The 25,135-nt window shown below is 58.5% G+C and carries 29 protein-coding genes; 14 read left to right on the top strand and 15 right to left on the bottom strand.

The genetic code is table 11. The features are described 5' to 3' along the window. Positions 1 to 5: 5 nt before the first annotated feature. On the bottom strand, positions 6 to 419 hold the full coding sequence (locus ACR0CA_RS08915; protein WP_170769031.1) for an Hsp20 family protein: 414 nt from the start codon (positions 417 to 419) through the stop codon (positions 6 to 8). Positions 420 to 582: 163 nt separating this feature from the next. Here ACR0CA_RS08915 and ACR0CA_RS08910 point away from each other — a divergent pair, with 163 nt between their 5' ends. From ACR0CA_RS08910 to ACR0CA_RS08895, 4 genes are all read left to right on the top strand, one after another. Then, positions 583 to 807 carry a YdcH family protein gene (locus tag ACR0CA_RS08910; RefSeq protein WP_170736696.1) on the top strand — a complete coding sequence of 75 codons (225 nt, stop codon included), beginning with the start codon at positions 583 to 585 and terminating at the stop codon, positions 805 to 807. 66 nt (positions 808 to 873) lie between these two features. Continuing rightward, positions 874 to 1,359 (top strand): 5-(carboxyamino)imidazole ribonucleotide mutase, encoded by a 486-nt coding sequence (purE, locus tag ACR0CA_RS08905; protein ID WP_480503294.1) that lies wholly within the window; start codon positions 874 to 876, stop codon positions 1,357 to 1,359. Continuing rightward, positions 1,356 to 2,111: an NAD(P)-binding domain-containing protein gene (locus ACR0CA_RS08900; protein WP_170788173.1), complete on the top strand. Its 756-nt coding sequence runs from the start codon at positions 1,356 to 1,358 to the stop codon at positions 2,109 to 2,111. Before purE ends, ACR0CA_RS08900 begins: the two co-directional genes overlap by 4 nt. Positions 2,112 to 2,114: 3 nt before the next feature. Beyond that, entirely contained in the window at positions 2,115 to 3,182 is a 1,068-nt protein-coding gene (locus tag ACR0CA_RS08895; protein ID WP_170788172.1) for a 5-(carboxyamino)imidazole ribonucleotide synthase, read from the top strand. 62 nt (positions 3,183 to 3,244) lie between these two features. Here ACR0CA_RS08895 and ACR0CA_RS08890 read toward each other — a convergent pair whose 3' ends face one another. From ACR0CA_RS08890 to ACR0CA_RS08865, 6 genes are all read right to left on the bottom strand, one after another. After that, the gene (locus ACR0CA_RS08890) at positions 3,245 to 4,396 is read right to left on the bottom strand and encodes an alpha-D-ribose 1-methylphosphonate 5-triphosphate diphosphatase (protein WP_480898413.1); all 1,152 of its coding nucleotides are present in this window, start codon (positions 4,394 to 4,396) and stop codon (positions 3,245 to 3,247) included. Continuing rightward, entirely contained in the window at positions 4,393 to 5,166 is a 774-nt protein-coding gene (locus ACR0CA_RS08885; RefSeq protein WP_170769026.1) for an alpha/beta fold hydrolase, read from the bottom strand. Before ACR0CA_RS08885 ends, ACR0CA_RS08890 begins: the two co-directional genes overlap by 4 nt. 38 nt (positions 5,167 to 5,204) lie before the next feature. Beyond that, entirely contained in the window at positions 5,205 to 6,047 is an 843-nt protein-coding gene (locus tag ACR0CA_RS08880) for a DMT family transporter (protein ID WP_480898411.1), read from the bottom strand. 250 nt (positions 6,048 to 6,297) lie between these two features. After that, entirely contained in the window at positions 6,298 to 7,938 is a 1,641-nt protein-coding gene (groL, locus tag ACR0CA_RS08875; RefSeq protein ID WP_170440794.1) for a chaperonin GroEL, read from the bottom strand. A 55-nt stretch (positions 7,939 to 7,993) separates the two neighbouring features. Continuing rightward, positions 7,994 to 8,281 (bottom strand): co-chaperone GroES, encoded by a 288-nt coding sequence (gene groES / locus ACR0CA_RS08870; protein WP_170352338.1) that lies wholly within the window; start codon positions 8,279 to 8,281, stop codon positions 7,994 to 7,996. 152 nt (positions 8,282 to 8,433) lie between these two features. Beyond that, a complete protein-coding gene (locus ACR0CA_RS08865) occupies positions 8,434 to 9,108 on the bottom strand; it encodes a DUF2161 domain-containing phosphodiesterase (protein ID WP_480898408.1) in 675 nt (224 codons plus the stop codon). 139 nt (positions 9,109 to 9,247) lie between these two features. Between ACR0CA_RS08865 and ACR0CA_RS08860 the strand changes: the two genes are divergently transcribed. From ACR0CA_RS08860 to ACR0CA_RS08825, 8 genes are all read left to right on the top strand, one after another. Beyond that, on the top strand, positions 9,248 to 10,228 hold the full coding sequence (locus tag ACR0CA_RS08860) for a TraB/GumN family protein (RefSeq protein WP_480898407.1): 981 nt from the start codon (positions 9,248 to 9,250) through the stop codon (positions 10,226 to 10,228). A gap of 99 nt (positions 10,229 to 10,327) precedes the next feature. Then, positions 10,328 to 11,248 (top strand): manganese-dependent inorganic pyrophosphatase, encoded by a 921-nt coding sequence (locus ACR0CA_RS08855; protein ID WP_480898404.1) that lies wholly within the window; start codon positions 10,328 to 10,330, stop codon positions 11,246 to 11,248. Positions 11,249 to 11,378: 130 nt separating this feature from the next. After that, the gene (locus ACR0CA_RS08850) at positions 11,379 to 12,455 is read left to right on the top strand and encodes a DUF389 domain-containing protein (RefSeq protein ID WP_170788167.1); all 1,077 of its coding nucleotides are present in this window, start codon (positions 11,379 to 11,381) and stop codon (positions 12,453 to 12,455) included. 106 nt (positions 12,456 to 12,561) lie between these two features. After that, positions 12,562 to 13,437, top strand: a complete 876-nt coding sequence (locus tag ACR0CA_RS08845) for a TIGR01459 family HAD-type hydrolase (RefSeq protein WP_480898399.1) — start codon at positions 12,562 to 12,564, stop codon at positions 13,435 to 13,437. 100 nt (positions 13,438 to 13,537) lie between these two features. Next, complete coding sequence (locus tag ACR0CA_RS08840; RefSeq protein ID WP_170352332.1) at positions 13,538 to 13,981, top strand: MaoC family dehydratase; 444 nt, start codon at positions 13,538 to 13,540, stop codon at positions 13,979 to 13,981. 47 nt (positions 13,982 to 14,028) lie between these two features. Further along, positions 14,029 to 14,961, top strand: coding sequence for a bifunctional riboflavin kinase/FAD synthetase (locus ACR0CA_RS08835; protein WP_480898396.1), 933 nt, complete (start codon positions 14,029 to 14,031; stop codon positions 14,959 to 14,961). After that, positions 14,958 to 15,431 carry a YcgN family cysteine cluster protein gene (locus ACR0CA_RS08830; protein WP_170788164.1) on the top strand — a complete coding sequence of 158 codons (474 nt, stop codon included), beginning with the start codon at positions 14,958 to 14,960 and terminating at the stop codon, positions 15,429 to 15,431. The genes ACR0CA_RS08835 and ACR0CA_RS08830 overlap by 4 nt, the downstream gene beginning before the upstream one ends. Further along, a complete protein-coding gene (locus tag ACR0CA_RS08825) occupies positions 15,431 to 16,465 on the top strand; it encodes a threonine aldolase family protein (RefSeq protein WP_480898393.1) in 1,035 nt (344 codons plus the stop codon). The genes ACR0CA_RS08830 and ACR0CA_RS08825 overlap by 1 nt, the downstream gene beginning before the upstream one ends. A gap of 40 nt (positions 16,466 to 16,505) precedes the next feature. On the opposite strand, the gene ACR0CA_RS08820 is transcribed toward ACR0CA_RS08825, so the two are convergent. Both ACR0CA_RS08820 and ACR0CA_RS08815 read right to left on the bottom strand, forming a co-directional pair. After that, positions 16,506 to 17,318 (bottom strand): alpha/beta fold hydrolase, encoded by an 813-nt coding sequence (locus ACR0CA_RS08820; RefSeq protein WP_480898390.1) that lies wholly within the window; start codon positions 17,316 to 17,318, stop codon positions 16,506 to 16,508. An 8-nt stretch (positions 17,319 to 17,326) separates the two neighbouring features. Then, positions 17,327 to 17,929: a 2-hydroxychromene-2-carboxylate isomerase gene (locus ACR0CA_RS08815; protein ID WP_170769001.1), complete on the bottom strand. Its 603-nt coding sequence runs from the start codon at positions 17,927 to 17,929 to the stop codon at positions 17,327 to 17,329. A 108-nt stretch (positions 17,930 to 18,037) separates the two neighbouring features. Between ACR0CA_RS08815 and ACR0CA_RS08810 the strand changes: the two genes are divergently transcribed. Both ACR0CA_RS08810 and rpiB read left to right on the top strand, forming a co-directional pair. Beyond that, positions 18,038 to 19,057 (top strand): ribose-phosphate pyrophosphokinase, encoded by a 1,020-nt coding sequence (locus ACR0CA_RS08810; protein ID WP_170753405.1) that lies wholly within the window; start codon positions 18,038 to 18,040, stop codon positions 19,055 to 19,057. 60 nt (positions 19,058 to 19,117) lie between these two features. Further along, the gene (rpiB, locus tag ACR0CA_RS08805; RefSeq protein ID WP_170769000.1) at positions 19,118 to 19,558 is read left to right on the top strand and encodes a ribose 5-phosphate isomerase B; all 441 of its coding nucleotides are present in this window, start codon (positions 19,118 to 19,120) and stop codon (positions 19,556 to 19,558) included. 12 nt (positions 19,559 to 19,570) lie between these two features. On the opposite strand, the gene ACR0CA_RS08800 is transcribed toward rpiB, so the two are convergent. The 6 genes from ACR0CA_RS08800 to ACR0CA_RS08775 all read right to left on the bottom strand — a co-directional run bounded on the left by ACR0CA_RS08800 (position 19,571) and on the right by ACR0CA_RS08775 (position 24,897). Continuing rightward, on the bottom strand, positions 19,571 to 19,921 hold the full coding sequence (locus ACR0CA_RS08800) for an H-type lectin domain-containing protein (RefSeq protein WP_170768999.1): 351 nt from the start codon (positions 19,919 to 19,921) through the stop codon (positions 19,571 to 19,573). A gap of 117 nt (positions 19,922 to 20,038) precedes the next feature. Further along, a complete protein-coding gene (locus tag ACR0CA_RS08795) occupies positions 20,039 to 20,449 on the bottom strand; it encodes a F0F1 ATP synthase subunit epsilon (protein ID WP_480898388.1) in 411 nt (136 codons plus the stop codon). Between the two features lie 12 nt (positions 20,450 to 20,461). Beyond that, entirely contained in the window at positions 20,462 to 21,886 is a 1,425-nt protein-coding gene (atpD, locus tag ACR0CA_RS08790) for a F0F1 ATP synthase subunit beta (RefSeq protein ID WP_170783779.1), read from the bottom strand. A gap of 20 nt (positions 21,887 to 21,906) precedes the next feature. Beyond that, positions 21,907 to 22,785 (bottom strand): F0F1 ATP synthase subunit gamma, encoded by an 879-nt coding sequence (locus tag ACR0CA_RS08785; RefSeq protein WP_170788159.1) that lies wholly within the window; start codon positions 22,783 to 22,785, stop codon positions 21,907 to 21,909. Positions 22,786 to 22,797: 12 nt separating this feature from the next. Further along, complete coding sequence (gene atpA / locus ACR0CA_RS08780; protein WP_170788158.1) at positions 22,798 to 24,336, bottom strand: F0F1 ATP synthase subunit alpha; 1,539 nt, start codon at positions 24,334 to 24,336, stop codon at positions 22,798 to 22,800. Beyond that, positions 24,337 to 24,897, bottom strand: coding sequence for a F0F1 ATP synthase subunit delta (locus ACR0CA_RS08775; protein ID WP_480898386.1), 561 nt, complete (start codon positions 24,895 to 24,897; stop codon positions 24,337 to 24,339). It abuts the gene before it with no gap. Positions 24,898 to 25,135 lie beyond the last annotated feature (238 nt).

Below are 25,135 nucleotides of genomic sequence, written 5' to 3'. Positions count from 1 at the left end.
TGCTCTTACCCCTTTCTTATGTTGATCGTTTGCACCACGGTTTCCGGCACGGCGCGGGTCAGATCCACATGCAGCAGACCGTTTTCCATGATCGCCTCGCCCACCTCGACTCCGTCGGCCAGCACGAACATTCGCTGGAACTGACGTGCCGCGATGCCGCGATGCAGGAAGATGCGCCCCTCGCTGTCGTCGCGTTGACGGCCCCGGATCACCAGTTGGCGATCCTCGATGGTGATCGACAGATCCTGCTCGGCAAACCCGGCTACCGCCAGTGTGATGCGATAGGAATAGTCCGAGGTCTGTTCGATATTATAGGGCGGATATCCTTCATTTCCGGCCTTTGCAGACCGTTCCAGAAGGCGTTCCAGTTGCTCGAACCCCAAAAGATGCGGGTATGAGCCCAAGGTAAGTTTAGACACGTATTTCGTCCTTTATTGCCAAAGCGACGTGTTTAGCGGCCCCGTTCCGGCAACCGCGTACAATAGAATATGGGAATGTACCTGGATGTCCACAAGGTCTGGCAGGATAAACCCTGACACACTATCTTGTGTGACAAGCACCACAATAATCACTGAGTCGCTCATGAACGCGCCCACCGATCTTTCGATGAAAACCGATGACGTTTTGCGGGTCGAACTGGAGGTTTTTCGCCGCCAGCACCGCGATCTGGACGAAGCGATCGAGGCGCTGCAATCCACCGGAACGGCCGATCAACTGACCGTCAAGCGCTTGAAAAAGCAGAAACTGCGGCTCAAGGACATTATTCGTCTGATCGAAGACCGTCTGACCCCTGACATCATCGCCTGACGCATTGCCACGAATGCGGATTTGGCTATAGTGCGCGCTCTTTCATCAGGCAGGGGCGTAAAGCGGATGAGCGATGTGAAAGTGGGGATCATCATGGGCAGCCAATCGGACTGGCCCACGATGAAAGAGGCCGCCGATATTCTGGACGAGTTGGGCATTGCCTATGAAAAGCGTATCGTGTCCGCCCACCGTACCCCTGACCGTCTATGGGACTATGGCAAGACCGCAGTGTCGCGTGGCCTGCATGTGATCATCGCAGGAGCCGGAGGGGCGGCGCACCTACCGGGTATGATGGCCTCAAAAACCCGCGTGCCAGTGATTGGCGTGCCGGTACAGACGCGCGCCTTGTCGGGTGTCGATTCCCTCTATTCCATCGTTCAGATGCCCAAGGGGTTTCCTGTGGCGACCATGGCGATTGGCGCCGCCGGTGGGGCCAATGCAGGCCTGATGGCAGCTGGCATTCTGGCTTTGCAGGATGACGCTCTGGCGCAGCGGCTGGATGCGTGGCGCGCAGCGCTGTCGGCCTCGATCCCGGAAGAGCCACAAGGATGAGCCGTGTCGGGTTCATCGGCACCGGCCACATCGCAGCGCCAATTGCCCGGCTGCTGGCCCGTAAGGGGCATGAGATTTATGTGACCGAGCGTAACGCCACCGTGTCGGCAGCACTGAAGGTCGACATCAACGCAACGGTCGGCGATCCGCAATCGGTGATCGACCAGTCCGAGATCGTGTTCCTGTGTCTGCGTCCGCATGTTGCAACGGATGTGCTGGCCCCCCTGTCCTTTCGGGCCGACCATCGGATCGTTTCGGTGATGGCGGCAGTGTCCGAGGCGGATCTCAGGTCGCTCTGCGCCCCTGCGGGGGATTTCGTGCAGACGATCCCTCTGGGCTTTTTGGAACAGGGCGGTTGCCCCTTGGCGGCTTATGGGAACGATGATCTGTTGGCGGGTCTGATGGGCCCCGAAAACCCGGTTGTGAAGGTAGCCAATGAGGCCTCGCTTAATGCTCATTTTGCTATCTGCGCGATGGTTCCGGGTGTTCTAGATCTGCTGACCACCGGCGTGGATTGGCTAACCGAACAGACCGGCGATGCGGATGGTGCGGAATTCTACACGACCCAATTGATGGCTGGTTTCCTGGCCAGCATGGAAAAGGGTCAGGCTGGTCGGCTTGCCGCCGAACGCGATGCGCTGGCAACCGACGGAACACTGAGCTTGCAAATGACGCGAACCCTGCAAGCGGGCAAGGCCCATGCGGCCCTGCGCGACGCCCTGACTGCAATCGGCAAACGGCTGGAGACCTGAAGAATGACGGACATGCTTGCACCCGGAGCCACGATTGGCATCCTTGGCGGTGGACAACTGGGCCGGATGCTGTCCGTTGCCGCAGCGCGACTGGGCTTTGTGACGCATATATTCGAGCCTGGCGCGAACCCGCCCGCTGGTCAGGTCGCAGACCGCGTGACCACAGCCGCCTATGACGATGCCGACGCCCTGCGCGCCTTTGCCGAGTCGGTCGATATTATCACCTATGAGTTCGAGAACATCCCGACCGAGGCTCTGGACCTGCTGGAGGCACACCGCCCCATTCGCCCGGGCCGCGAGGCGTTGCGAGTCAGTCAGGATCGGCTGACCGAGAAGAACTTTCTGCAAGGTCTGGGCCTACAAACCGCGCCTTTTGCCGATATCACCGATCTGGGCAGCCTGAAATCCGCGATTGAGGAAATCGGCACGCCCGCGATCCTGAAAACCCGCCGCTTTGGTTATGATGGCAAGGGGCAAGCCCGGTTGCGCGCGCCCGAAGATGCCGAGGCTGCTCTGGCCGATATGGCGGGTGCACCAGCGATCCTTGAAGGGTTTGTAGAGTTTAGCCACGAAGTCTCGATCATCGCCGCACGCGGGCTGGATGGTCAGGTCGCCTGTTTCGATCCCGGCGAGAATGTCCACCGCGATGGTATCTTGCATACTACGACTGTCCCGGCCCGACTGCCTCCGGCGCAGCGCACCGATGCGGTGCTGTTGGCAGCCAATATCCTGAACGCGCTGGACTATGTGGGCGTCATGGGGGTCGAGCTGTTCGTGACCGCGCGCGGATTGATCGTGAATGAGATTGCGCCGCGGGTGCATAACTCGGGCCACTGGACGCAGAACGGTTGTGCTGTGGATCAGTTCGAACAGCATATCCGCGCGGTCGCCGGGTGGCCCTTGGGCGACGGTCAGCGCCATAGTGATGTGGTGATGGAGAACCTGATCGGCGATGACATGGATCGGGTGCTTGATTTGGCGAGAGAGCGCGATGTAGCCTTGCATCTTTACGGTAAGGCCGAGGTCAAGGCAGGCCGCAAGATGGGGCATTTCAACCGCATTTCGCGCTAGGAAATCGCGCTGGTGCGCGATGCCTCCGGCGGGGATATTTTTAGCCAGATGAAGTTTGCGGATCAGACAAGGAACCGGGCCGCGATATCCCCGGCCATATAGCTGAAGCGCCCCTCTGCCATGGTCGCGGCAACGCGGTGGGTTTGTTTGTCCAAAATGGTCAGATCCGCGCGTTTTCCGGGGGCCAGCGTACCCCGGTCATTCAGACCCAGAACGCGCGCAGGGCCCGAGGACACAAGCGCCCAAGCCTCGGCAAAATCCAACAAACCAGACTTAGCCAGCATCAGTGCGGCGCGGCGGGGGCTTGGGTAATGATAGTCAGAGGCCAACGCATCACAGAGCCCCATCGTGATCAGGTCCAACGCGCTGACATTGCCTTTATGCGAGCCCCCGCGCACCACATTGGGCGAGCCGAGAATGATATGGTCCCCTGCGGCGCGAGCGGTTTCGGCAGCTTCGAGCGTTTCGGGGAATTCCGATATCTTCGCCCCACGCGCGCGCCAATCTGCGCGGGTTTGGGCAGTGGCATCGTCATGGCTGCCCATGCGCACGTTTTGCTTTTCCAACACCGTGCACAAGCTATCCAATGCCATTGGAACCTCTGATCCCCGCGCGTGCATGGACAGCAGCATTTCGAAATGCATTTCAGGGTTACGCCCAGCCTTCAACGCCTGCCCGGTCAGACGCGGTGGTTTGCGCCCTTCGGCAAGACGATCATGCGGCAGATGGTCGTTGAACACGACATAGGGCACCTGCCACGCCGCAATTCGCTCCGGCAAATCAACATAGTCGTCCAGCATATACGTCTCGAACCGTAGCTGGGGCAACAGATCGGTCACAACGCTGTCTCTGACGGACGCAATTGAATCAAAGACCTGCCCTGCAAATTCGGGACCGCGCACGCCGCCCTCCCAACTGTAAAACTGCGCCAGCACGGCGGTGGTAATGCCATTGGCCGCCAGTTCGGCCTCGACCGCCAGAATACCATCATCCATCTGTTTCATCGCCCCACGGCGCGGCGCGATGTGACGTTCGAACCCATCCCCGTGCAGGTCGATAATGCCAGGTAAAACGAGAAATCCGTTTAGGTCGACGGCGCGGCCAGCGCGATCGGGTTGAATGACTCCTTTTGCAAGCGACAAATTAGCTAAGGCCAGACCGTCCCCTGGCAACAGAACCTCGGCGCCGGTGAACGTCAGGGCCAGATCGCTCATTCCGAGGGTTCCGATTCTGGTTCGGAGCAATCCCAACCGAGGCAGATCTCATCTATGATGGCTTGCACGCCATCCAGCCATGTAATCTGAGGGTCAAACTGGCCGAATTCGATGAAATGCAGTGCTTGCGCCATCACGCGAGGATTGTTCATCATAAAAGTATGGGTCACGGGCAGAACGATATGGTCCTTCATGCCCTCGACCTTGGTCGTCTCGACCGAGACCTTACCGTCATCTTTGCCCTCGATCAGCGATGAAAACAGCGGGTTCAGCGAATTTTCACCGGCGATCACCCCAAGTTCGAAGTCCACCGGCGGCAACTTGCGCGGGATACCTTCGGGACCTGTGCCCAACGCCAGCCCGGCAGGGCCGTTCAGGATACCAAAGACCTCGTAGGCGCTTAACTCATCCACCAGTTGGCTACCCTGATTGGGCGGGCCAAGCATGACCACGCGGCCCAGGTTTTCGGGCATGTTGTCCTGCAACCAGAAACGCAACAGGATACCCCCCATGGAATGCGCCACCACGTTGACGGTATCGTCACCACAAGCCGCAAAGGCATCTGGCAGGGTCTGAGCCGCCAATTCGGCAATCGGCAGATCGGTCGAGGGATATCCGGGCCGCACAACAGTGTAGCCATGCGCCTGAAAGAGTTGCTCCATCACCGTAAAGGACGCCTCGGTCCGGGCAAGCCCGTGCAGCAGCACCACACATTTCGCATGGGCCGCGGCGGGCAACAAAAACAGAATAATGGCCAACACATATCTCATAGCGGCCAGATAAGGGCAAAGCGGGCGCGATGAAACCCCTAGCGCCGCGACAGGCGCAGAACAGCCAACGCAATGCCACCCAGAACCAGCGTGGCACCAAGGATCAGACGTAGGCTGGCGGTTTCACCCAACAAGGCAACGCCCCCCACAATGGCAATGATCGGCACGCTCAACTGCACAACGGCGGCGGTCGTCGGGGCCAGCTGCGGCAGAACCCTATACCACAGGGCATAGCCCATCCCAGATGTCACACCGCCAGACAAAGCGGCCAGTACATACCCGGTGGCTGTCATGTTCCACTCTCCTCCAACCAGCAACAACGCTAGCCCTGTGATAGGCAGAGCAACGACGAAATTGGCGGCTGTTCCGGCCAGCGCATCTGGTTCGGACCGGCCAACCAGCGAATAGATTGCCCATCCGACCCCTGCCGCAATCATCAATGCCGCTCCCACCGGGTTCACCTGAATCTCTCCGCTCGGCCACAGAACCCATGCCAGACCAGCCAAAGCGATACCAGCTCCTGCGATCTGCCGTGTGCTAGGCGCCGACCCCGTGACGGATGTCACGGCAAACATGGTGATCTGAACCACTGCGAACAGAATCAAAGCCCCTAACCCCGCATCCAAGGTCAGATAGGCAATAGAAAACCCGATCATATACAGGGATAAGGATCCGGCCCCCGCAATGCGACGCCTGTTCCGCAAAGGCAACTGCCCCCCTCGGAATGAAACCAGCGCTGCCAACACAACTGCCCCAGCCAACACACGCACGATGGCAAACCCGGCAGGGTCGCTCGCGCCGCTATCAATGGCCAAACGGTTTAGGATCGAATTCGCCGCAAAGGCGCACATAGTCAGGGCAGTCAGCAAAAACAGTCGCATTCCCACCGCATAGCGTGTTCGGACGCATTTGCACACTCACATTCCCGACGACAAACCGTGCCCGCTCTTCTTCTGTTCAAAAATACCTCCGCCGGAGGCATGTCCGCGCAGCGGGCATTCCTAACGAAACGGGGCCGCCCGAAGGCGACCCCATCTTGATATTGCGGCTTCCCTTTCGACAGCTTGGTCAATAGAGGCCAAGCACCTATCGGGGGGATCGTCAGAATTCGCCTGAGCGAATTCGATGTGCTTACATCATGCCGCCCATGCCGCCCATGTCGGGCATGCCGCCTGCAGCGGGTGCGTCTTTCTGGGGCTTATCGGCAACCATTGCTTCGGTAGTGACCAGCAGGCCGGCAACCGATGCTGCATCTTCCAGTGCAGTACGGACAACTTTGGCCGGGTCAATCACGCCGAACGAGAACATGTCGCCATATTCTTCGGTCTGCGCGTTGAAGCCGAACGCGGCGTCGCCGCTTTCGCGGACTTTGCCAGCAACAACTGCACCGTCAACGCCTGCGTTTTCAGCGATCTGGCGCAGCGGCGCTTCGATTGCCTTACGAACGATGTTGATGCCTGCGTTCTGGTCAGCGTTTGCACCTTCCAGAGCTTCCAGTGCTTTACCGGCCTGAACCAGAGCAACACCGCCGCCCACGACAACGCCTTCCTGCACAGCAGCGCGGGTCGCGTTCAGAGCATCGTCCACACGGTCCTTACGCTCTTTCACTTCAACTTCGGTCATGCCGCCGACGCGGATAACAGCAACACCGCCTGCCAGTTTGGCAACGCGCTCTTGCAGCTTCTCACGGTCGTAGTCCGACGAGGTTTCTTCGATCTGAGTGCGGATCTGAGCAACACGTGCTTCGATCTCGGCTTTTTCGCCTGCACCGTCGACGATGGTGGTTTCGTCTTTGGTGATTTCGATCTTCTTGGCGGTGCCCAGCATGTCCATGGTGACGGACTCGAGCTTCATGCCCAGATCTTCGCTGATGACCTGACCGCCAGTCAGGATCGCGATGTCTTGCAGCATGGCTTTGCGGCGATCGCCGAAACCCGGTGCTTTGACAGCAGCAATTTTCAGGCCGCCGCGCAGTTTGTTGACAACCAGAGTTGCCAGCGCTTCGCCTTCAACGTCTTCGGCAATGATCAGCAGCGGCTTCTGCGATTGGATCACCTGCTCCAGCAGCGGAACCATCGGCTGCAGCGAGGACAGTTTCTTTTCGTGCAGTAGGATCATGCAGTCGTCGAGCTCTGCGATCATCTTGTCTGCGTTGGTGACGAAGTAAGGCGACAGGTAGCCGCGGTCGAACTGCATACCTTCGACAACATCGGTCTCGGTTTCCAGACCTTTGTTTTCTTCGACGGTGATAACGCCTTCGTTGCCAACTTTCTGCATCGCGTCTGCGATCTGCTGGCCGATTTCGGCTTCGCCGTTGGCCGAGATGGTGCCAACCTGAGCAACTTCTGCCGAGTCTTTGACTTCACGCGAGGCCGACTTGATGCCTTCGACAACCTTGGCAGTTGCCAGGTCGATGCCGCGCTTCAAGTCCATCGGGTTCAGGCCAGCAGCGACCTGCTTCAGACCTTCGCGAACGATTGCTTGAGCCAGAACAGTTGCAGTGGTGGTGCCGTCACCGGCTTCGTCATTGGTGCGGCTGGCGACTTCTTTCACCATCTGCGCGCCCATATTTTCGAACTTGTCTTCCAGTTCGATTTCCTTGGCAACCGAAACACCGTCTTTGGTGATGCGCGGTGCGCCGAAGGATTTGTCCAGAACCACGTTACGGCCTTTGGGGCCCAGGGTCACTTTAACAGCATCGGCCAGGATGTTTACGCCTGCCAGCATGCGGTTACGGGCATCGGTGTCGAACTTGACGTCCTTTGCAGCCATGTCGTTTCTCCTTGAGAAATAAGTTGTAAATGAAGATCAGAGTGAAGCGCGCGGCTTACTCGATGATCCCCATGATGTCGCTTTCTTTCATCATCAGCAGCTCTTCGCCGTCGACCTGAACCTCGGTGCCCGACCATTTGCCGAACAGGATCTTGTCGCCAGCTTTCACAGCCATTGCGATCAGCTCGCCGCTGTCCTTGCGTGCGCCTTCGCCGGTTGCGACGACTTCGCCTTCGCTGGGCTTTTCTTTTGCGCTGTCAGGAATGATCAGGCCGCCTGCGGTTTTTTCTTCGCTTTCGGTACGGCGAACTAGCACGCGGTCATGAAGCGGTTTCAATGCCATCTTTGCAGCTCCTTGGGCTCAAAGTTGTTAATCCTCCCCTCGCCGGATGGCGGGGCGTTAGCACTCATGCTTGTCGAGTGATAACGACGCATAGCTAGGGGGTGCAATTCCCCGAGTCAACAAGCTGTGAAGGATTTTTTGGACCTCCGCCCCTATTCGGGGTGATCCCAACTGTAGGCCCAGTGTTTCAGACCGTCCCGCCCTGCGTCTGACAAGGCATAAATGCCCTTTTCAACCTTGTCGAACCACCCGTAGTGATTGGTACGCATCAGCCTTGTCGCCTCGGTCACGCCCGTCGCTTTGGCTACGTCAGATCCCTTTGTCGCCCCACACTCGGCCAAATGCGCCGCACATTTCAGCGCATCCTGTCGATAGGCAGTAACAATCCCATGACGCGTGGCCCCGCCCGCATTGGGGTCGCCCTCCAAGCGGTCAAACTCGCGCAGCAGCCGCCCCTTTCGCGTCTTGCTCATACGGGGAGCATAGGGTCCCGGATCGCATTGCACTTCAACCGCGCCATCAGCGCGTACGGTAATCAGACCCAGCCCCAGACGTCGGCACAAGGCCAGATTGTCCTTCAGAGCCCGCCGAGCGCTGCGACCTTTGGGTTTGAGCACCCCGATATAAACCTGATCCGTCACCTTCAGCCGCGCGATCGCCTGATGAAACAAGGCCAGCGAGAACCGCAACTTCAACTCGACAATCACCGGATCTTCCCCAGCGCGCACGGCGACTATATCGGCAGCACCCACCTCACCCTTGACGGTGTAACCTTGACGCTCCAACAACGCTTTGATGGGGGGGTAAAGATCCTGCTCACGCTCCATACGGCCATGCTAGGGGATTTGCTGTGGAATGCCAGACACAGATCGGACCGGCGGCGCTTTGCACCGCTTGATCCCATGCCTTGCGCAATGCAAGGTCGCGGCACATATAAAAAAGTCCGAGGTTTGAAGGGTGGCTCCAATGCGTTTTCTGTTCGTCTTCATTTGTCTATTTCTACCGCTGAGCGCTTATGCGGCCTGCAAGGGGCGCGACCTGCGCCCGGAATTATCGGCTGAAATGCAGGATCAGATTCAACAGGCGCTCGTTGATTTCCCCTACCCCGAAGGCAATCACTGGATCGCCACCAAGGACGGTGCAACCCTGCATCTGATTGGCACCGTTCACACCAATGACGCCCGCATGGACGCGGTGGTCGAGCGGCTAGAGCCAACGCTCAGCCAGGCGGATTCGTTTTTTTTCGAAGTGACCAAGGCCGAGATGGACGCCTTTCAGCAAGGTTTGGCTAAAGATCTGAGCCCGGTTCTGATCACCTCGGGCCCGACGCTGATTGACATGATCCCCGCCGAGCAGTGGGAGACCCTGTCACAAGGTCTAGCCGATCGCGGCATCCCAAGCTGGATGGGGGCCAAAATGCGCCCCTGGTTTCTCAGCATGACTTTGGGCGTGCCGCCCTGCATGGTGCACGAACCGAACGCCAGTTACGGAATGGATGCCCGTCTGACCGATTTGGCGGCCGAATACGACATCCCTCAGTTCTCGCTTGAGACAACGGCGGAATTGATGGCGATGTTCAACGAATTCCCGATGGAGCAGCAGGTGCAATCCCTCGTCCGAATGGCAGACGCCTTCGAAAGCAGCGAAGACCAGCTGGCCACGATGCTGAACGCCTATCTCGAAGAGAAACACGGCGAAATCCTACAATTCGCGCGGTTGCAGGGGCTTGAGACCTCGGGCCTGACGGAAGAGATTTTCGACGAGGAATGGGACGGGTTCGAAGAACAGCTTCTGATCGGGCGCAACAATAACTGGATGGCGCATATTCTGGACATTCAGGACCAGACTGCCGTGATCGCGGTCGGCGCTGGACACCTTGGAGGAGAACATGGCCTTCTGAACCTGTTGGAACAGGCTGGCTACACTCTGGAGCGCGGGCCGTTCTAAGCCGGTTTTACCTATCGTCGCAGTGTAACCGAGACCGGGTGACAAGCGCGCCTGACCACCCTATAAGGCGCGCAAATTTACCATCCTCAGGACGCTGACATGACAACCCTCGTATTTGGACATAAATCCCCCGACACCGATTCCACCGGCTCCCCGATCCTGTGGTCGTGGTATCTGAACGAAGTCAAAGGTGAACAGGCTGAACCCGTACTGCTGGGTGAACCCAACACCGAGGCCGCCTTTATGCTGCAGCGCTGGGACCTGCCCAAGCCGCGTATTATCGCCGACGTGGACGCGGACGTGCCAGTTGTAATCGTTGACACCAACAACCCCGCCGAACTGCCCGCCAACGTCAACAGCGCAGACATCCGCGCCATCATCGACCACCACAAGCTGGTCGGCGGACTGGAAACCAAAGGCCCAATCGACATCACCGTGCGCCCACTGGCCTGCACCGCGACGATCATGGTTGACCTGATGGGCGACGACGCTGCCAAAATGCCTGACGCCGTCAAAGGCGCGGCGTTGACCTGCATCCTGTCGGACACGCTGGAATTCCGCTCGCCCACCACCACCGCCCATGACCGTGCAGTGGCTGAAAAACTGGCGGCTGAACTGGGTCTGGACGTTTCGGCCTATGCGGCTGACATGTTTGCCGCTAAGTCGGACGTATCCTCGTTCTCGGACGCCGAACTAATCCGCATGGACAGCAAGGAATACGAAGTCGACGGCACCAAATTCCGCGTTTCAGTTCTGGAAACCACCGCTCCGGGCGTCGTTCTGGACCGCAAAGACAGCCTGGCAGCGTCGATGGTGGATGTTGCCAAGGAAGACGGCGTTGATCAGGTATTGCTGTTTGTCGTCGACATCCTCAACGAAGAAGCCACCCTGCTTGTGCCCAATGACCTTGTGAAAGGCGTGGCCGAGAAGAGCTTTGGTGCGACAGTAGACGGTGACGCCGTGGTTCTGCCCGGAATCATGAGCCGGAAAAAGCAGATCATCCCCAACCTCAAAGTGTGATCTTCGTTGCACCACAAACAAAAGGCGCCTGTATCGGGGCGCCTTTTTTCGTTAAGACACAAGATTTTGCATAGAGCGTATCCGTTGATAGTCTGGTGCGGATAGTCTTGCTTGGGTCTTGGTCGCAGGAATGAGTAAACGAAAATTCAGCACCACCAGGGACATCCTTCGGTTCGAAGGGCATGACCGAGCGGCGTATTGGCGCAGATTTGCGATGCTTTTGACACTGTCGGTTGTGATCGCGACCATGGGGATGCTTCGCGATTCAGGCGCAGTGGTGATTGCCGCCATGTTGGTCGCACCGTTGATGACACCGATACTGGGCATAGCTGCCTCGATGGTCATGGGGTGGCTGGGACGTGCGTTCAAGCTTGCCTTGATTGTAAGCGGGGCGGCAGTTATCTGCGTCTTTCTGGCCTGGTTTCTTGTCTATATCGCCGATGTTCCCCGCGGAATTCTAATCCCTGATCAGGTTCTGGCGCGTACCGATCCCGGGACTGAAGATCTGATCGTTGCCTTGGCGGCTGGCGTCGCCGGAGCGTATGTGCAGATAAATCGATCGGAAGTTAGCCTGCTGCCAGGTGCTGCGATCGGCGTGTCTTTGGTGCCCCCGTTATCCGCCTCGGGGGTATTGATGTATTTTGAAGAAGCGGCTGAAGCTTATGAGGCCGGCTTGCTGTTCGCAACAAACCTTGGGGCGATCATCCTATCGGCTTGCGCGGTTTACATCGTGTACGCTGCTCGTTCGGTGGTTTTCAGCAAGGGGCGTCGCAAGCTGAACTTTACTGCCAGCGTCGTTGTGACCTTGGCGTTCTTGACCTTCGTAGTCATTCAATTGGGCAAGTCGACATATAACCGCTATCTGGAAACCCGAACCGAAGCGCAATTGGCACAGACAATACGCGATTGGGCTGATCCAGTCTCGGTCGAGATTGTTCGCGTCGACGTCAACGCTCAACGCAAGCAAGCCGATATCTGGCTGATCGTTGACCTGCCAATTGAAGCCGCGTTCAAGGTGTCTTCAATCGCAGGCCTCCTGCCGGAAAGCCTGCGCGAGAAACCCCTGGTCGACGTACTGCGCAACGAGTTGGGGCCGGGTTATCTGGTTGTCGTTCGCTTTCAGAACAGGATCGGCGCCCAGATCATTCTAGGTACTGAAAACGTTCAACTGGCACCGGATGTCGAGGAAATCAGTGAAGACAACTGAACGTATACGGCTATTCATTCAGAAAAGTTGCAGCTGGGATGGTCAAAAGACCGAAGCTTTGACATAGCTGGCACAACTTCGACTCCAGAGCCCCGGGGGCAGCTCAATGACTCAGATTATTCACAAACTTGATGAAATCTCCGATCGCTACAAAGCGCTGTTTGTCGACCTCTGGGGCTGTGTGCATAACGGCATAACCGCCTATCCCGAAGCCGTGGCAGCGCTTCAAGGTTATCGCGCCAAAGGGGGCATTGTTGTTCTGGTCACCAACTCGCCCAAGCCCCGTGCAGGGGTGGCTGAGCAACTGGAACAATTCAACGTTCCCAACGACGCCTATGATACGATCGCCACAAGCGGAGACTCGGCGCGCTCAGCTATGTTTCGAGGCGCTGTAGGCGAAAAAGTTTACTTCATGGGAGAATGGGCGCGCGATGCTGGCTTTTTCGAGCCGCTGAAGATTTTGCACCACCCAATTCAGATCGAGCGTGTGCCACTGGATCAGGCCGAAGGGATTGTCTGCTGTGGACCATTCGATCCGATGGCCGACCCTGACGTCAACCGCGCGGATTTCCTTTACGCTAAGCAGAAGGGCATGAAACTTCTCTGCGCCAATCCAGATATCGTGGTCGACCGGGGCGAGGTTCGGGAATGGTGCGCGGGCGCTCTGGCCAAGCTTTACACCGAGATGGGGGGCGAGAGCCTTTATTTCGGCAAGCCGCATCCGCCGATCTATGATCTGGCACGTCGGCGACTGCAGGAGTTGGGTCATGATATCCCTGACGGCGATATTCTGGTGATCGGCGACGGCCCCCATACCGACATTCTGGGCGGTATGGGTGAGGGGATTGATTCTCTGTTCATCTCGGGCGGCTTGGCGGCGGCTGAAACTAAAACGTCGCACCATCCGCATCACGAATCCCTATCTGGTTATATCGCAAGGGAAAACATCAACCCCACCTTCACAATCGGCCGCTTGCGCTAGTCAGAAAAGACTTGATTTTCTGCAGCTGCGAAGTAATAAAGTTTCCCAACTTGGGTGACTTTGGTTTTTTTGTTGCTCATAGAAATCGAGTGAGGGTGACATGTTGGACAATCTTCCGCGCGGCACGATCTGTATTGAAGACATCGAAATGGGCATGACCCGCCACCTGCGCAAAGTGGTGACGGACGAAGATATCGAAATGTTCGCGCAGGTCTCAACCGACCGCAACCCGGTGCATCTTGATGACGATTATGCCCGCGACACGATCTTTGAGGGGCGCATTGCCCACGGGATGCTGACGGCGGGGCTGATCTCGGCTGTGATAGGGGAACAACTGCCGGGCCACGGCACAGTTTATATGGGGCAGTCGCTGAAATTCCTGGCCCCGGTCCGCCCCGGTGACATGGTCTATGCCGAGGTAAAGGTGATCGACATCGACTTTGCCAAGCGCCGGGTCAAGCTGGATTGCCATTGTGCGGTAGACGGCAAAAAGGTGTTGATGGGCGAGGCTATGGTGCTGGCGCCATCGCGCAAGTTCGACTGACGTCTCAGACCCTTGAACCTGCCTCGCAGTCCCGCTAGGCAGGCGCTATGCGCATTATCCGGGATTTCCAGTTTGTTGAGCCGCAGGACCGTGGTGCCAGTGTCGCCATCGGTAATTTTGACGGCGTGCATATCGGCCACCGCTCTGTGATCGAACTGGCCCGCAACGCCGCGCCAGACGCGCCACTGGGTGTGATGACGTTCGAGCCGCATCCGCGGGAATATTTTGCACCCGACAGCCCCCCTTTTCGCCTGATGCGCGGCAATGCCCGCGCGCATCGGTTGCAGAAACTTGGGGTTCAGAAACTCTATGAATTGCCTTTCAACGCAGCGCTGGCCGGGCTGACGCCCGAGGAATTCGCCCGCAACGTGATCTGTGACGGGCTGGGCCTGTCGCATGTGGTGGTCGGTGCCGATTTCTGTTTCGGCAAAGGCCGCAGCGGCACTGCGGATGATCTGGTTCAGTTCGGGGCCCAGATGGGCTTTGGCGTCACCATCGCGCCGCTGATGGAGCGGTCGGAAAACGTCGTGTCCTCAACCGCGATCCGCACTGCGCTGTCCGAAGGCCGCCCTCGGGATGCCGCCGCGATGCTGGGTCACTGGCACCGGATCGAGGGCGAGGTGATCGGCGGCGAACAGCGCGGACGCGAGCTGGGTTATCCTACCGCGAATATGTCGATCGAGGGGCTACACCCCCCCAAATTCGGCGTCTATGCGGTTCTGGTCGATGTGCTGGATGGCCCTCATCAGGGCAGCTATCACGGTGCAGCCTCAGTGGGCACGCGGCCGATGTTTAACGGCGAAGTCCCCAATATCGAGACGTTCCTGTTCAATTTCTCGGGTGATCTTTATGGCGCGACGCTCTCGGTTGGTCTGGTCGAATACCTGCGCCCCGAGATGACGTTTGACGGGTTGGACGGGCTGATCACCCAGATGGATGCCGATTGCGAAAAGGCCCGTGCGCTACTGGCGGCGCTATGACCACCGACCCGATTGACCGCAACGGCCTGTCCGCCCGCTTCTGGGAACGCAAACCGTTGACCAAGATGAACCAGCGCGAGTGGGAGGCGCTGTGCGACGGCTGCGGTAAGTGCTGTCTGAACAAGCTGGAAGACGAAGACACTGGCGAGGTTGCCCTGACCTGCGTCGCCTGCCGGCTGCTTGACGATGAGACCTGCCGTTGCACCCAATACGACATCCGCCACCAATTCGTGCCGGAATGCATCGTGATGACGCCCGAAAATATCGATGAACACGCCTATTGGCTGCCCCAGACCTGCGCCTATCGGCTGCTGTGGGAGGGCAAACCCCTTTACGACTGGCACCCTTTGATATCTGGTACGCCCGACAGCGTACACGCCGCCGGGGTCTCGGTTCAGGGGCGCACGGTGTCCGAGTTCGAAACCCCCATGGAAGAGTGGGAAGACTATATCATCGAGGAGCCCAACTGATGTATTTCGCTTCTGACAATTCCGGGCCGGTTCACCCGCAAGTGATGGCCGCGTTGAGCGCCGCGAATGAGGGCTATCAGATGGCCTACGGGGCCGACACGCTGATGAACGAGGTGCGCGACCGTATCCGTGGTATCTTTGAAGCGCCGGGGGCAGCTGTCTATCTGGTTGCGACCGGGACAGCAGCGAATTCTTTGGCTCTGTCGACGCTGGCGAACCCGTGGGACACCGTGTTTTGTTCCCCCGTTGCGCATATTCATGAGGACGAGTGCAACGCCCCGGAATTCTACAGCGGCGCCAAGCTGACGCTGGTGCCCGGTGGTGACAAGATGACGGCAGACGCATTGCGCAGCACCATTCTGGCCGAAGAAACTCGCGGTGTGCATGGGCCGCAACGCGGGCCAGTCTCGATCACGCAGGTGACCGAGCGAGGTTCGGTTTATTCGCTGGAAGAGTTGCAGGCGCTGTGCGGTGTTGCCAAGGAATACGGCCTGCCGGTGCATCTGGACGGTGCGCGGTTCACCAATGCGCTAGTCGCGCTGAACTGTTCCCCCGCCGAGATGACGTGGAAGTCGGGGGTTGATGCGGTCAGCTTTGGCGGCACAAAGAACGGGCTGATGGGGGTCGAGGCGGTGGTCTTTTTCGACGAGGCCAAAGCCTGGGAATTCGAGCTGCGCCGCAAGCGCGGCGCGCATCTGTTTTCGAAACACCGTTATTTGTCGGCGCAGATGGCCGCGTATCTGCAGGATGATCTTTGGTTGAGGATGGCGCGGCAGGCCAATGACAACTGCGCACGTCTGGCGGATGGGTTGCGGGCCAAGGGGGCATCATTCTTGCATGAACCGCAGGCGAACATGATCTTCGCGGAATTCTCGCGCGCCCGGCACAAACAGCTTCACGAGGCCGGAGCGGTCTATCATCTGTGGGGCGCCGAATTGGAAGGGGTGGATGAGGACGAACGCCTTGCCTGTCGGCTGGTGTGTGACTGGTCACTACCACCCGAAGAGGTCGACCGGTTTTTGGGTTTGATCTGAAGCTGGTTGGGGGCTCTGCACCCAAACCCCCGAGGTATTTTCAAACAGAAGAAGGAGGCAGCCTGTGCCAGAAATTGGTTATCTGGGCGGCGGTTTCATTAGGGTGCGAGATTGGCAGCATGTGCCCTGCGTCTTCGATAGTGATGATGGACGCGTTGGGCAGGCGTTTTTGCAATCCATGTGAAATTGCAGGCATGACCGGATGAGAGTGTCCGCCGGTCATCAGCAAGGTTGGTCGTTTGACTTCGTTCAGAACACCTGGCGTCAGGAGCCCTTTTGTATCCTGGAACAGAGCTTGTTCCACATCTGGAACGACCCGGATCCCCCGGATCATCGCCGCGCGCGTTTTCTCGGGCATATCCGGCCAGCGCGGGCTTTCCTCGGTGCTCCACATTCGGTTGAACAGGCGGGCCGCCAGCGGCATATCCCCGGTTTCCAGCGCCTCTACATAAGGCTGTGCCGCCGCATCGTGCTGCGCCAGAAGATCGAGCGCATCCAACTTGGCGACGGCGAAGAATACGGGTTCGATCAGGACCACGCTGCGGATCAGTCTCGGGTGATTGACCGCAAGGCGCAGGGCAATCATCGCGCCAAAGGAATGCCCGATCACATCCATCGGCTGGGTCAATTGTGCCGCAGACAAAGTGGTGGTCAGGTCAAAAAAGTCGCTCTGCCCATCCCAATCAGGGCTTTTGCCGTGCGATAGCATATCGGGCGCAACAAGCGTGGCTTGTGCGCCCAATGAGGCCGCCAAACCGGCCCAAGCCCCCGAATGTGCAATCGTGCAGTGCAGGGCGAGCACCTGTCGCGCGCCCTGCCCCAGTGATCGAACAAATATGGAAGGTAGAGTCACCCCGTCCTTCACCCTTTCATCTCGGAAAGGTGACGGTCGAGGTCCTCGATCCGGTCCTGACCCCAGAACCGCTGTCCGTCCTCGGTGACATAGAAGGGCGCGCCAAAGGCACCGCTGTCCACGGCCTGTTCCAGATTGGCGGCATAGGTTTCGGCACCGTCCAGCAACCCGCTATCCGCGAGGTTCGGGTCGAACCCGGCTGCCGACAGGCAATCGCGGATCACGTCATCCTGCGCGATGTCCTTTTCCTCGGCCCAGCAGGCGCGCAGGAAGGAATGGACCAGCTTGCCCACATCGCCTGAGCCATCCTTGGCCGCCGCGATCACGGCATAGGACGATGGCGCCATGTTCGTCGGCCAATGTGCGGGTTGAATGTTGAATTCCATCCCCAGATTTTTGGCCTGACGCTGCAATTCCTGTGCTCGGTATTCGGTGCGCGAAATATGCCGGTCCTTGGGTGGGGTGCCTCCGGTCCTGCCAAACAGGGCCATGATATCCAGTGGTTTGTAGTTAATTGTCGCGCCATGTTTCGCGGCCACCTCTTCCAACCGGGTTCCGGCCAAGTAGGTGAAGGGCGAAATTGTCGCAAAATAGTAGTCAATGGTGGCCATGTTCACTTTCTCCGCTGCGTTATCTTTGCGAGACGGTAAGGCCATGCTAAGCGGTGTCAACATCACGAATCTGTCACATTAGCCTTTGCTGCCCGGGGACCTCAGCCGATGCCGACACTCAACGAACCCAAGCTGATCGCTGGGAACGCCAATCTTCCGCTTGCCCAGACCATTGCACGCCGCATGAGCCTGTATCGCGGCGTTGACCAGGGGTTGGTTGACGCGCGGGTCGAACGTTTTAACGACGGCGAGATTTTCGTCGAAGTGTTCGAGAATGTACGCGGCGAGGATATGTTCATCGTCCAGCCGACTTCGAACCCGGCAAACGATAACCTGATGGAACTGCTGATCATCGCCGACGCGCTGCGCCGCTCATCCGCGCAGCGGATCACTGCCGTGATCCCTTATTTCGGCTATGCCCGTCAGGACCGTCGCACCAAGGCGCGCACGCCGATTTCCGCCAAGCTGGTTGCCAACATGCTGACCGGCGCCGGGATCGAGCGGGTTCTGACCATGGACCTGCACGCCGCGCAGATTCAGGGGTTCTTTGATATCCCGGTGGACAACCTTTATGCCTCGCCGATCTTTGCGCTGGATGTGAAAAACCAGTTCAAGGACCAGATGGATGAGATCATGGTGGTCTCACCCGATGTCGGCGGTGTAGCCCGTGCGCGTGAATTGGCCAAGCGGATCGAAGCGCCGCTGTCGATCGTGGACAAGCGCCGCGAAAAGGCCGGCGAAGTGGCCGAGATGACTGTCATCGGCGACGTCAAAGACAAGATCTGCCTGATCGTGGACGACATGTGCGACACAGCGGGTACACTCTGCAAGGCCGCGCAAGTGCTGCTGGATAACGGCGCGAAAGAGGTGCATTCCTATATCACCCACGGTGTCATGAGCGGCCCGGCGGTTGAGCGTGTGACAAACTCGGTGATGAAATCTCTGGTTCTGACCGACACAATCCAACCCACCAAAGAAGTCGCCAAAGCCAAAAATATCCGCATTGTTCCGACAGCGCCCATCTTTACGCAGGCGATCCTGAACATTTGGAACGGCACCTCGGTCTCGTCGCTGTTCGAGGACAAGACCCTGACCCCGATCTACGAATCCATGTACCACATGGACTGATCTGAACGGGCGGCCTTGCAGCCGCCCTTTTTCGTGACCCCTCTAAGGCAGGAGCTTTCCGTGACAGCCCCCAAACGCATCGTTCTTTCCAGCGACCACGCCGCCATCGAGCTGCGCCAAGCGGTTGCCAAACATATCGCGGACCAAGGATGGGAGGTCATGGATATCGGCCCTCAAACACCTGAGAGCACGCATTATCCGATCCACGGCAAAGCCGCCGCTGACGCCGTTGCCTCGGGTGATTGCGCACTGGGTATCATCCTTTGCGGCACGGGACAGGGCATCATGATGGCGGCGAACAAGGTCCCCGGCATTCGCTGCGGTGTGTGTTCCGACGCGTTCTCAGCCCGGATGATCCGCCAGCATAACGACGCCAACATGCTGTCCATCGGTGCACGCGTCGTAGGTGAAGGTCAGGCGCTGGATATCGTGGATGCTTTCCTTGGAGCCGATTTCGAAGGCGGCCGTCACGCAACACGGGTGGACATGATCGAATCCTGAAACGTCGGATGGCTAGGAGATGTCCCAGTCATCCTCATGCGCCACCTCTCCGATCGCTGTCCAGGACATCCTGATCCGCGCGATGCGGGTGTCTGACCAAGTGCGGAAAACGGCGCTGAAGCCTTCGGCTGAGATATCCTCGGCCTTGACCTCGGCGCGCAGGGCGGTGGTTGTGTCCACATCCCATAGGGATATGCCAACCTGAACCACTGGCGTGGTCCTGAACGGCTGGCTGAACGTAACAGCCGCGCGCCGTTCTCGGGTTCCGTTGCCTGTCCACATGTCCCCGCCATTGGAAAATTCGGAAAACAGTACAGTCTCGCCTTGGTCGATACCAATCGGGTGGGTGCGAAATGTCTTCATCTTTATCGTCTATAACCATTTACACTGAAAACTTAATCTGAGACTTCAAGCAAATCACGACAAAAAAACGGCCCCGCATTGCGAGGCCGTTTCGAATGATCCATTTGCAACAAGCCGTTACAGGCTCATATGCGTCCCAAGCGCTTCCATGTCGGCCAGCAGTTTGGCTGCATCGTCAACGATGGACTGATCGTCCCCGGCCTTTGCGGCCTCGTGCGAGGCGCGGGCTTCAGCGATCAGGTCATCCAGATGCGACCGGGTCACTTCGGCAAGCGGTATGGCTTTTTCAGCCAGAACCGACAGGCCGTCGCCGTTGATCTGGGCAAACCCGCCAGTGACCAGGTATTCGCTGGCTCCGGCAGGTGCCTCAACCTTCAGCAGACCGGGGCGTAGCGTGGTGATGGTGGGGGCATGATCGGGCATTGCCGTCATGTCCCCGTCCGCTCCGGGTAGCTGGACCGCGGTGGCCTCAAGCGAAGCAAGGCTCCGCTCTGGGCTGACGAGGTCGAATTGCATCGTGTTTGCCATCAGGGATACTCCTTAGGCGGCTTCTGCGGCCATCTTTTCCGCTTTGGCGATCACTTCGTCGATGCCACCAACCATCAGGAAGGCCGCTTCAGGCAGGTGATCATATTCGCCAGCCACAACGGCTTTGAACGACGAGATGGTGACATCCAGAGGAACCTGAACGCCCGGCGAACCAGTGAAAACCTCGGCCACGTCGAACGGCTGCGACAGGAAGCGCTCGATCTTACGGGCACGGGCAACGGTCAGTTTGTCTTCTTCCGACAGTTCGTCCATACCGAGGATGGCGATGATGTCCTGAAGCGACTTATAGCGCTGGAGGATCTGCTGAACGTCGGTTGCAACCGCGTAGTGCTCTTCACCAACGATGGCCGGGTCCAGCAGACGCGACGACGAGTCGAGCGGGTCAACAGCCGGATAGATACCCTTTTCCGAGATCGCGCGGTTAAGAACGGTAGTCGCATCCAAGTGAGCAAACGAGGTTGCCGGCGCAGGGTCGGTAAGGTCGTCCGCAGGCACGTAGATCGCCTGCACCGAGGTGATCGAGCCCGACTTGGTCGAGGTGATGCGTTCCTGCAGGGCGCCCATGTCGGTGGCCAGCGTCGGCTGGTAGCCCACCGCCGAAGGAATACGACCCAGCAGAGCCGAAACCTCGGAGCCCGCTTGCGTGAAGCGGAAGATGTTGTCGACGAAGAAAAGAACGTCGGTACCGGACTGGTCGCGGAACTGCTCGGCCAGGGTCAGACCGGTCAAAGCAACACGCGCACGCGCTCCCGGAGGTTCGTTCATCTGACCGTAAACCAGCGCAACCTGCGATTCCGACAGATTGTCGGGCTTGATGACGTTGGATTCGATCATTTCGTGGTACAGGTCGTTCCCTTCACGGGTCCGTTCACCAACACCCGCGAATACCGAGAAGCCCGAGTGCACTTTTGCGATGTTGTTGATCAGTTCCATGATCAGAACGGTTTTACCAACGCCCGCGCCACCGAAGAGGCCAATTTTACCGCCTTTGGCGTAAGGAGCCAGCAGGTCAACAACCTTGATGCCGGTCACAAGGATTTCCGACTCGGTCGACTGTTCCGCGAACTCAGGTGCGGGCTGGTGGATTGCGCGGGTTTCCGACGCAACAACGTCGCCTTTTTCGTCGATCGGCTCGCCGACCACGTTCAGGATGCGGCCAAGGGTGGCGTTGCCAACCGGAACCGAGATCGGTGCGCCGGTGTCGGTCACAACTTCGCCACGGACCAGACCTTCGGTCGCATCCATCGCGATGGTACGGACGGTGTTTTCACCCAGGTGCTGAGCAACTTCCAACACCAGGCGTTTGCCGTTGTTGGTGGTTTCCAGCGCGTTCAGAATTTCAGGCAGTGCGTCATCGAACTGCACGTCGACGACGGCCCCGATGATCTGTGTGACTTTGCCTTTTGCATTCGCCATGTTTCGTCTCCGGTATGTCTCTACAGCGCTTCGGCGCCGGAAATAATTTCAATCAGCTCGTTGGTGATCACGGCCTGACGCGAGCGGTTGAACTGGATCGTCAGCTTGTCGATCATCTCACCCGCGTTGCGCGTCGCGTTGTCCATCGCGGACATCCGTGCCCCCTGTTCAGACGCTCCGTTTTCGAGCAGAGCCGAGAAGATCGCGGTTGCAACCCCCTTGGGCAGCAGGTCGGCCAGGATAGCCTCTTCGCTGGGCTCATAGTCGAAAATGGCACCGCTGTCGTCACCTGCCGCGTCGTCCTCGAACGAGGCGGGGATGATTTGCTGTGCCGTCGGGATCTGGGTCACAACGTTGACGAACTTCGAGTAGAAGATCGTGGCAACATCGAACTCAGCCCCATCAAAGCGTGACAGTACGTCCTTGGCGATGTCTTGCGCGTTGGTGTAGCCAATGCGCTTGACCTCGCTAAGGTCGACATGTCCAACGAACAGATCGCCCAAATCGCGCTTGAGCGCGTCGCGGCCTTTCTTGCCAACGGTCAGAACCTTGACCGTCTTGCCTTTGCCGCGCAGCTCTTCCGCCTTTTGGCGGGCCAGCTTGGCGATGTTCGAGTTGAAGCCGCCACACAGGCCGCGTTCAGCTGTCATCACAACCAGCAGATGGACATCATCGCTGCCCGTACCTCGGAGCAGCTTGGGGGCGCTGTCGCTGCCCCCGACCGAAGCCGCCAGCCCCGCCATCACGGCATTGAACCGCTCGGCATAAGGGCGTGAGGCTTCAGCAGATTCCTGGGCGCGGCGCAGTTTTGCAGCCGCGACCATCTGCATGGCCTTGGTGATCTTGCGGGTCGACTTGACCGACTCGATCCTGTTTTTAAGGTCCTTCAGACTAGGCATCGGAACCCCCTATCAAGCGAAGGTCGCGGCGTATTCGTCGATCGCTGCCTTGAGTTTGTCTGCTGCGTCACCTTTGATCTTCGGATCTTCGTCGGTGATCCACTTCAGCAGGTCAGCATGCTTGCCGCGCAGGTGCGACAGCAGACCGGCCTCGTAGCGGCCAACATCAGATACGTCGATCTTGTCGAGGTAGCCGTTGGTGCCTGCAAAGATAACGCAGACGATTTCCGCGTTTGTCAGCGGCGAGTACTGCGGTTGTTTCATCAGCTCGGTCAGGCGCGCACCACGGTTCAGCAGCTGCTGAGTTGCGGCATCAAGGTCGGAACCGAACTGCGCAAACGCAGCCATTTCGCGGTACTGAGCCAGCTCCAGTTTCACCGGACCGGCGACCGATTTCATCGCGTCAGTCTGAGCCGAGGAGCCCACGCGCGAAACCGACAGACCGGTGTTCACAGCAGGGCGGATACCCTGATAGAACAGTTCGGTTTCCAGAAAGATCTGACCGTCGGTGATCGAGATCACGTTGGTCGGAATAAACGCCGAAACGTCACCACCTTGCGTTTCGATAACCGGCAGAGCGGTCAGCGAGCCTGCACCAAAGTCTTCGTTCAGCTTCGCCGAACGCTCCAGCAGACGCGAGTGGAGGTAGAAAACGTCGCCAGGATAGGCTTCACGTCCGGGCGGACGACGCAGCAGCAGGGACATCTGACGATAGGACACAGCCTGTTTCGACAGGTCATCATAGATAATCAGCGCGTGGCGGCCGTTGTCGCGGAAGTATTCGGCCATCGCAGTCGCCGAGTAAGGCGCCAGGAACTGCATCGGCGCCGGGTCGGACGCGGTTGCGGCCACAACGATCGAGTATTCAATCGCGCCGGATTCTTCCAGTTTCTTCACCAGCTGTGCAACGGTCGAACGCTTCTGACCAACCGCCACGTAGATGCAGTACAGTTTCTTCGACTCGTCGTCGCCTGCTGCGTCGTTGTAGACTTTCTGGTTCAGGATGGTGTCCAGAGCAACGGCGGTTTTACCGGTCTGACGGTCGCCAATGATCAGCTCACGCTGGCCACGGCCGATCGGGATCATCGCGTCAACCGATTTCAGGCCGGTTGCCATCGGCTCGTGCACCGATTTACGCGGGATGATGCCGGGGGCTTTGACGTCAGCAACGCCACGCTTGGAGGCATTGATCGGGCCTTTGCCGTCCAGCGGGTTGCCCAGACCGTCAACAACGCGGCCCAGCAGTTCGTCACCGATCGGAACGTCCACGATCGAGTTGGTGCGCTTGACTGTGTCACCTTCTTTGATGTCACGGTCGGAACCGAAGATAACGACACCGACGTTGTCGCTTTCCAGGTTCAGGGCCATGCCCATGATGCCACCGGGGAATTCGACCATCTCACCGGCTTGTACGTTGTCCAGGCCGTATACACGGGCAATCCCGTCACCGACGCTCAGCACGCGGCCGATCTCGGCCACTTCGGCTTCCTGACCAAAATTCTTGATCTGGTCCTTCAGGATTGCAGAAATCTCTGCAGCTTGGATTCCCATTTATCCGACCTCTTTCATTGCATTCTGTAGGGAGTTCAGCTTCGAACGGATCGAGCTATCGATCATTTTCGAGCCCACTTTAACGACAAGACCGCCGATGAGGCTTTCATCCACGGTCGCATTGATTGTCACGGTCTTGCCCACACGCTCGGACAGCGTCTTGGACAGTTTTTCCATCTGTGTCTTGGTCAGCGCTTTGGCCGAGGCAACATCGGCAGTCACTTCACCACGCTCTTCGGCCAGCATGTCGCGCAGAACCTGCACCAGCTGCGGTACGACAAACAGGCGGCGTTTTTGTGCCATCAGGCCCAGCGTGTTGCGCAGGATGGCGTTCAGGCCCATTTTGTCGGCGATTGCGGTAATGGCGCCTTCCTGTTCGGCGCGCGAAACCAGAGGCGAAGCGATCAGGTTACGCAGTTCGGCGCTGCCGCCCAATGCTGCTGCCAGATCGTTAATTCCGGTCTCCAGACCTGCGAGGTCTTTATTCTCTTTCGCGATCTCGAAGATCGCGGTGGCATAGCGCTCGGCGATGCCTGTGGAAATCGAAGCTGGTTCGGACACGTCCACCCTTCCGATATTTGAGGCCCCGATTTCGGGTAGCGGCCGCTACCTTGGGGCGTGAGGAAACCCCGTCCTTTTAGGGCGGGGATCAAAATCACCGGGGATGTAGCAGAGCCGAACCCAGCTAGCAACATATTATCACGGGGGTGACTTTATCCACAAAGTGTTTGATTTCAAATGGTTACAAAGGGTGCGACCCTTTTGTCCGGCTGCAAGGGGCGAAAAATGTTACGAAAGT

The sequence above is a fragment of the Ruegeria sp. F12 genome, assembly GCF_056533885.1.
Note: the sequence above shows the minus strand (reverse complement) of the source record. Positions and strands in the feature narration are given on the sequence as shown.

Excerpts from the sequence above, each read along its gene's own strand:
- ACR0CA_RS08795 (WP_480898388.1), bottom strand. The coding sequence starts at position 20,449 with ATGGCAAACACGATGCAATTCGACCTCGTCAGCCCAGAGCGGAGCCTT.
- ACR0CA_RS08845 (WP_480898399.1), top strand. The coding sequence starts at position 12,562 with ATGACTCAGATTATTCACAAACTTGATGAAATCTCCGATCGCTACAAA.
- ACR0CA_RS08785 (WP_170788159.1), bottom strand. The coding sequence starts at position 22,785 with ATGCCTAGTCTGAAGGACCTTAAAAACAGGATCGAGTCGGTCAAGTCG.
- ACR0CA_RS08840 (WP_170352332.1), top strand. The coding sequence starts at position 13,538 with ATGTTGGACAATCTTCCGCGCGGCACGATCTGTATTGAAGACATCGAA.
- ACR0CA_RS08900 (WP_170788173.1), top strand. The coding sequence starts at position 1,356 with ATGAGCCGTGTCGGGTTCATCGGCACCGGCCACATCGCAGCGCCAATT.
- atpD (WP_170783779.1), bottom strand. The coding sequence starts at position 21,886 with ATGGCGAATGCAAAAGGCAAAGTCACACAGATCATCGGGGCCGTCGTC.
- atpA (WP_170788158.1), bottom strand. The coding sequence starts at position 24,336 with ATGGGAATCCAAGCTGCAGAGATTTCTGCAATCCTGAAGGACCAGATC.
- ACR0CA_RS08810 (WP_170753405.1), top strand. The coding sequence starts at position 18,038 with ATGCCGACACTCAACGAACCCAAGCTGATCGCTGGGAACGCCAATCTT.
- ACR0CA_RS08815 (WP_170769001.1), bottom strand. The coding sequence starts at position 17,929 with ATGGCCACCATTGACTACTATTTTGCGACAATTTCGCCCTTCACCTAC.
- ACR0CA_RS08830 (WP_170788164.1), top strand. The coding sequence starts at position 14,958 with ATGACCACCGACCCGATTGACCGCAACGGCCTGTCCGCCCGCTTCTGG.
- ACR0CA_RS08835 (WP_480898396.1), top strand. The coding sequence starts at position 14,029 with ATGCGCATTATCCGGGATTTCCAGTTTGTTGAGCCGCAGGACCGTGGT.
- ACR0CA_RS08865 (WP_480898408.1), bottom strand. The coding sequence starts at position 9,108 with ATGGAGCGTGAGCAGGATCTTTACCCCCCCATCAAAGCGTTGTTGGAG.
- ACR0CA_RS08825 (WP_480898393.1), top strand. The coding sequence starts at position 15,431 with ATGTATTTCGCTTCTGACAATTCCGGGCCGGTTCACCCGCAAGTGATG.
- ACR0CA_RS08855 (WP_480898404.1), top strand. The coding sequence starts at position 10,328 with ATGACAACCCTCGTATTTGGACATAAATCCCCCGACACCGATTCCACC.
- ACR0CA_RS08850 (WP_170788167.1), top strand. The coding sequence starts at position 11,379 with ATGAGTAAACGAAAATTCAGCACCACCAGGGACATCCTTCGGTTCGAA.
- ACR0CA_RS08910 (WP_170736696.1), top strand. The coding sequence starts at position 583 with ATGAACGCGCCCACCGATCTTTCGATGAAAACCGATGACGTTTTGCGG.
- ACR0CA_RS08880 (WP_480898411.1), bottom strand. The coding sequence starts at position 6,047 with ATGCGACTGTTTTTGCTGACTGCCCTGACTATGTGCGCCTTTGCGGCG.
- purE (WP_480503294.1), top strand. The coding sequence starts at position 874 with ATGAGCGATGTGAAAGTGGGGATCATCATGGGCAGCCAATCGGACTGG.
- ACR0CA_RS08860 (WP_480898407.1), top strand. The coding sequence starts at position 9,248 with ATGCGTTTTCTGTTCGTCTTCATTTGTCTATTTCTACCGCTGAGCGCT.
- groES (WP_170352338.1), bottom strand. The coding sequence starts at position 8,281 with ATGGCATTGAAACCGCTTCATGACCGCGTGCTAGTTCGCCGTACCGAA.
- ACR0CA_RS08800 (WP_170768999.1), bottom strand. The coding sequence starts at position 19,921 with ATGAAGACATTTCGCACCCACCCGATTGGTATCGACCAAGGCGAGACT.
- ACR0CA_RS08885 (WP_170769026.1), bottom strand. The coding sequence starts at position 5,166 with ATGAGATATGTGTTGGCCATTATTCTGTTTTTGTTGCCCGCCGCGGCC.
- groL (WP_170440794.1), bottom strand. The coding sequence starts at position 7,938 with ATGGCTGCAAAGGACGTCAAGTTCGACACCGATGCCCGTAACCGCATG.
- ACR0CA_RS08895 (WP_170788172.1), top strand. The coding sequence starts at position 2,115 with ATGACGGACATGCTTGCACCCGGAGCCACGATTGGCATCCTTGGCGGT.
- ACR0CA_RS08890 (WP_480898413.1), bottom strand. The coding sequence starts at position 4,396 with ATGAGCGATCTGGCCCTGACGTTCACCGGCGCCGAGGTTCTGTTGCCA.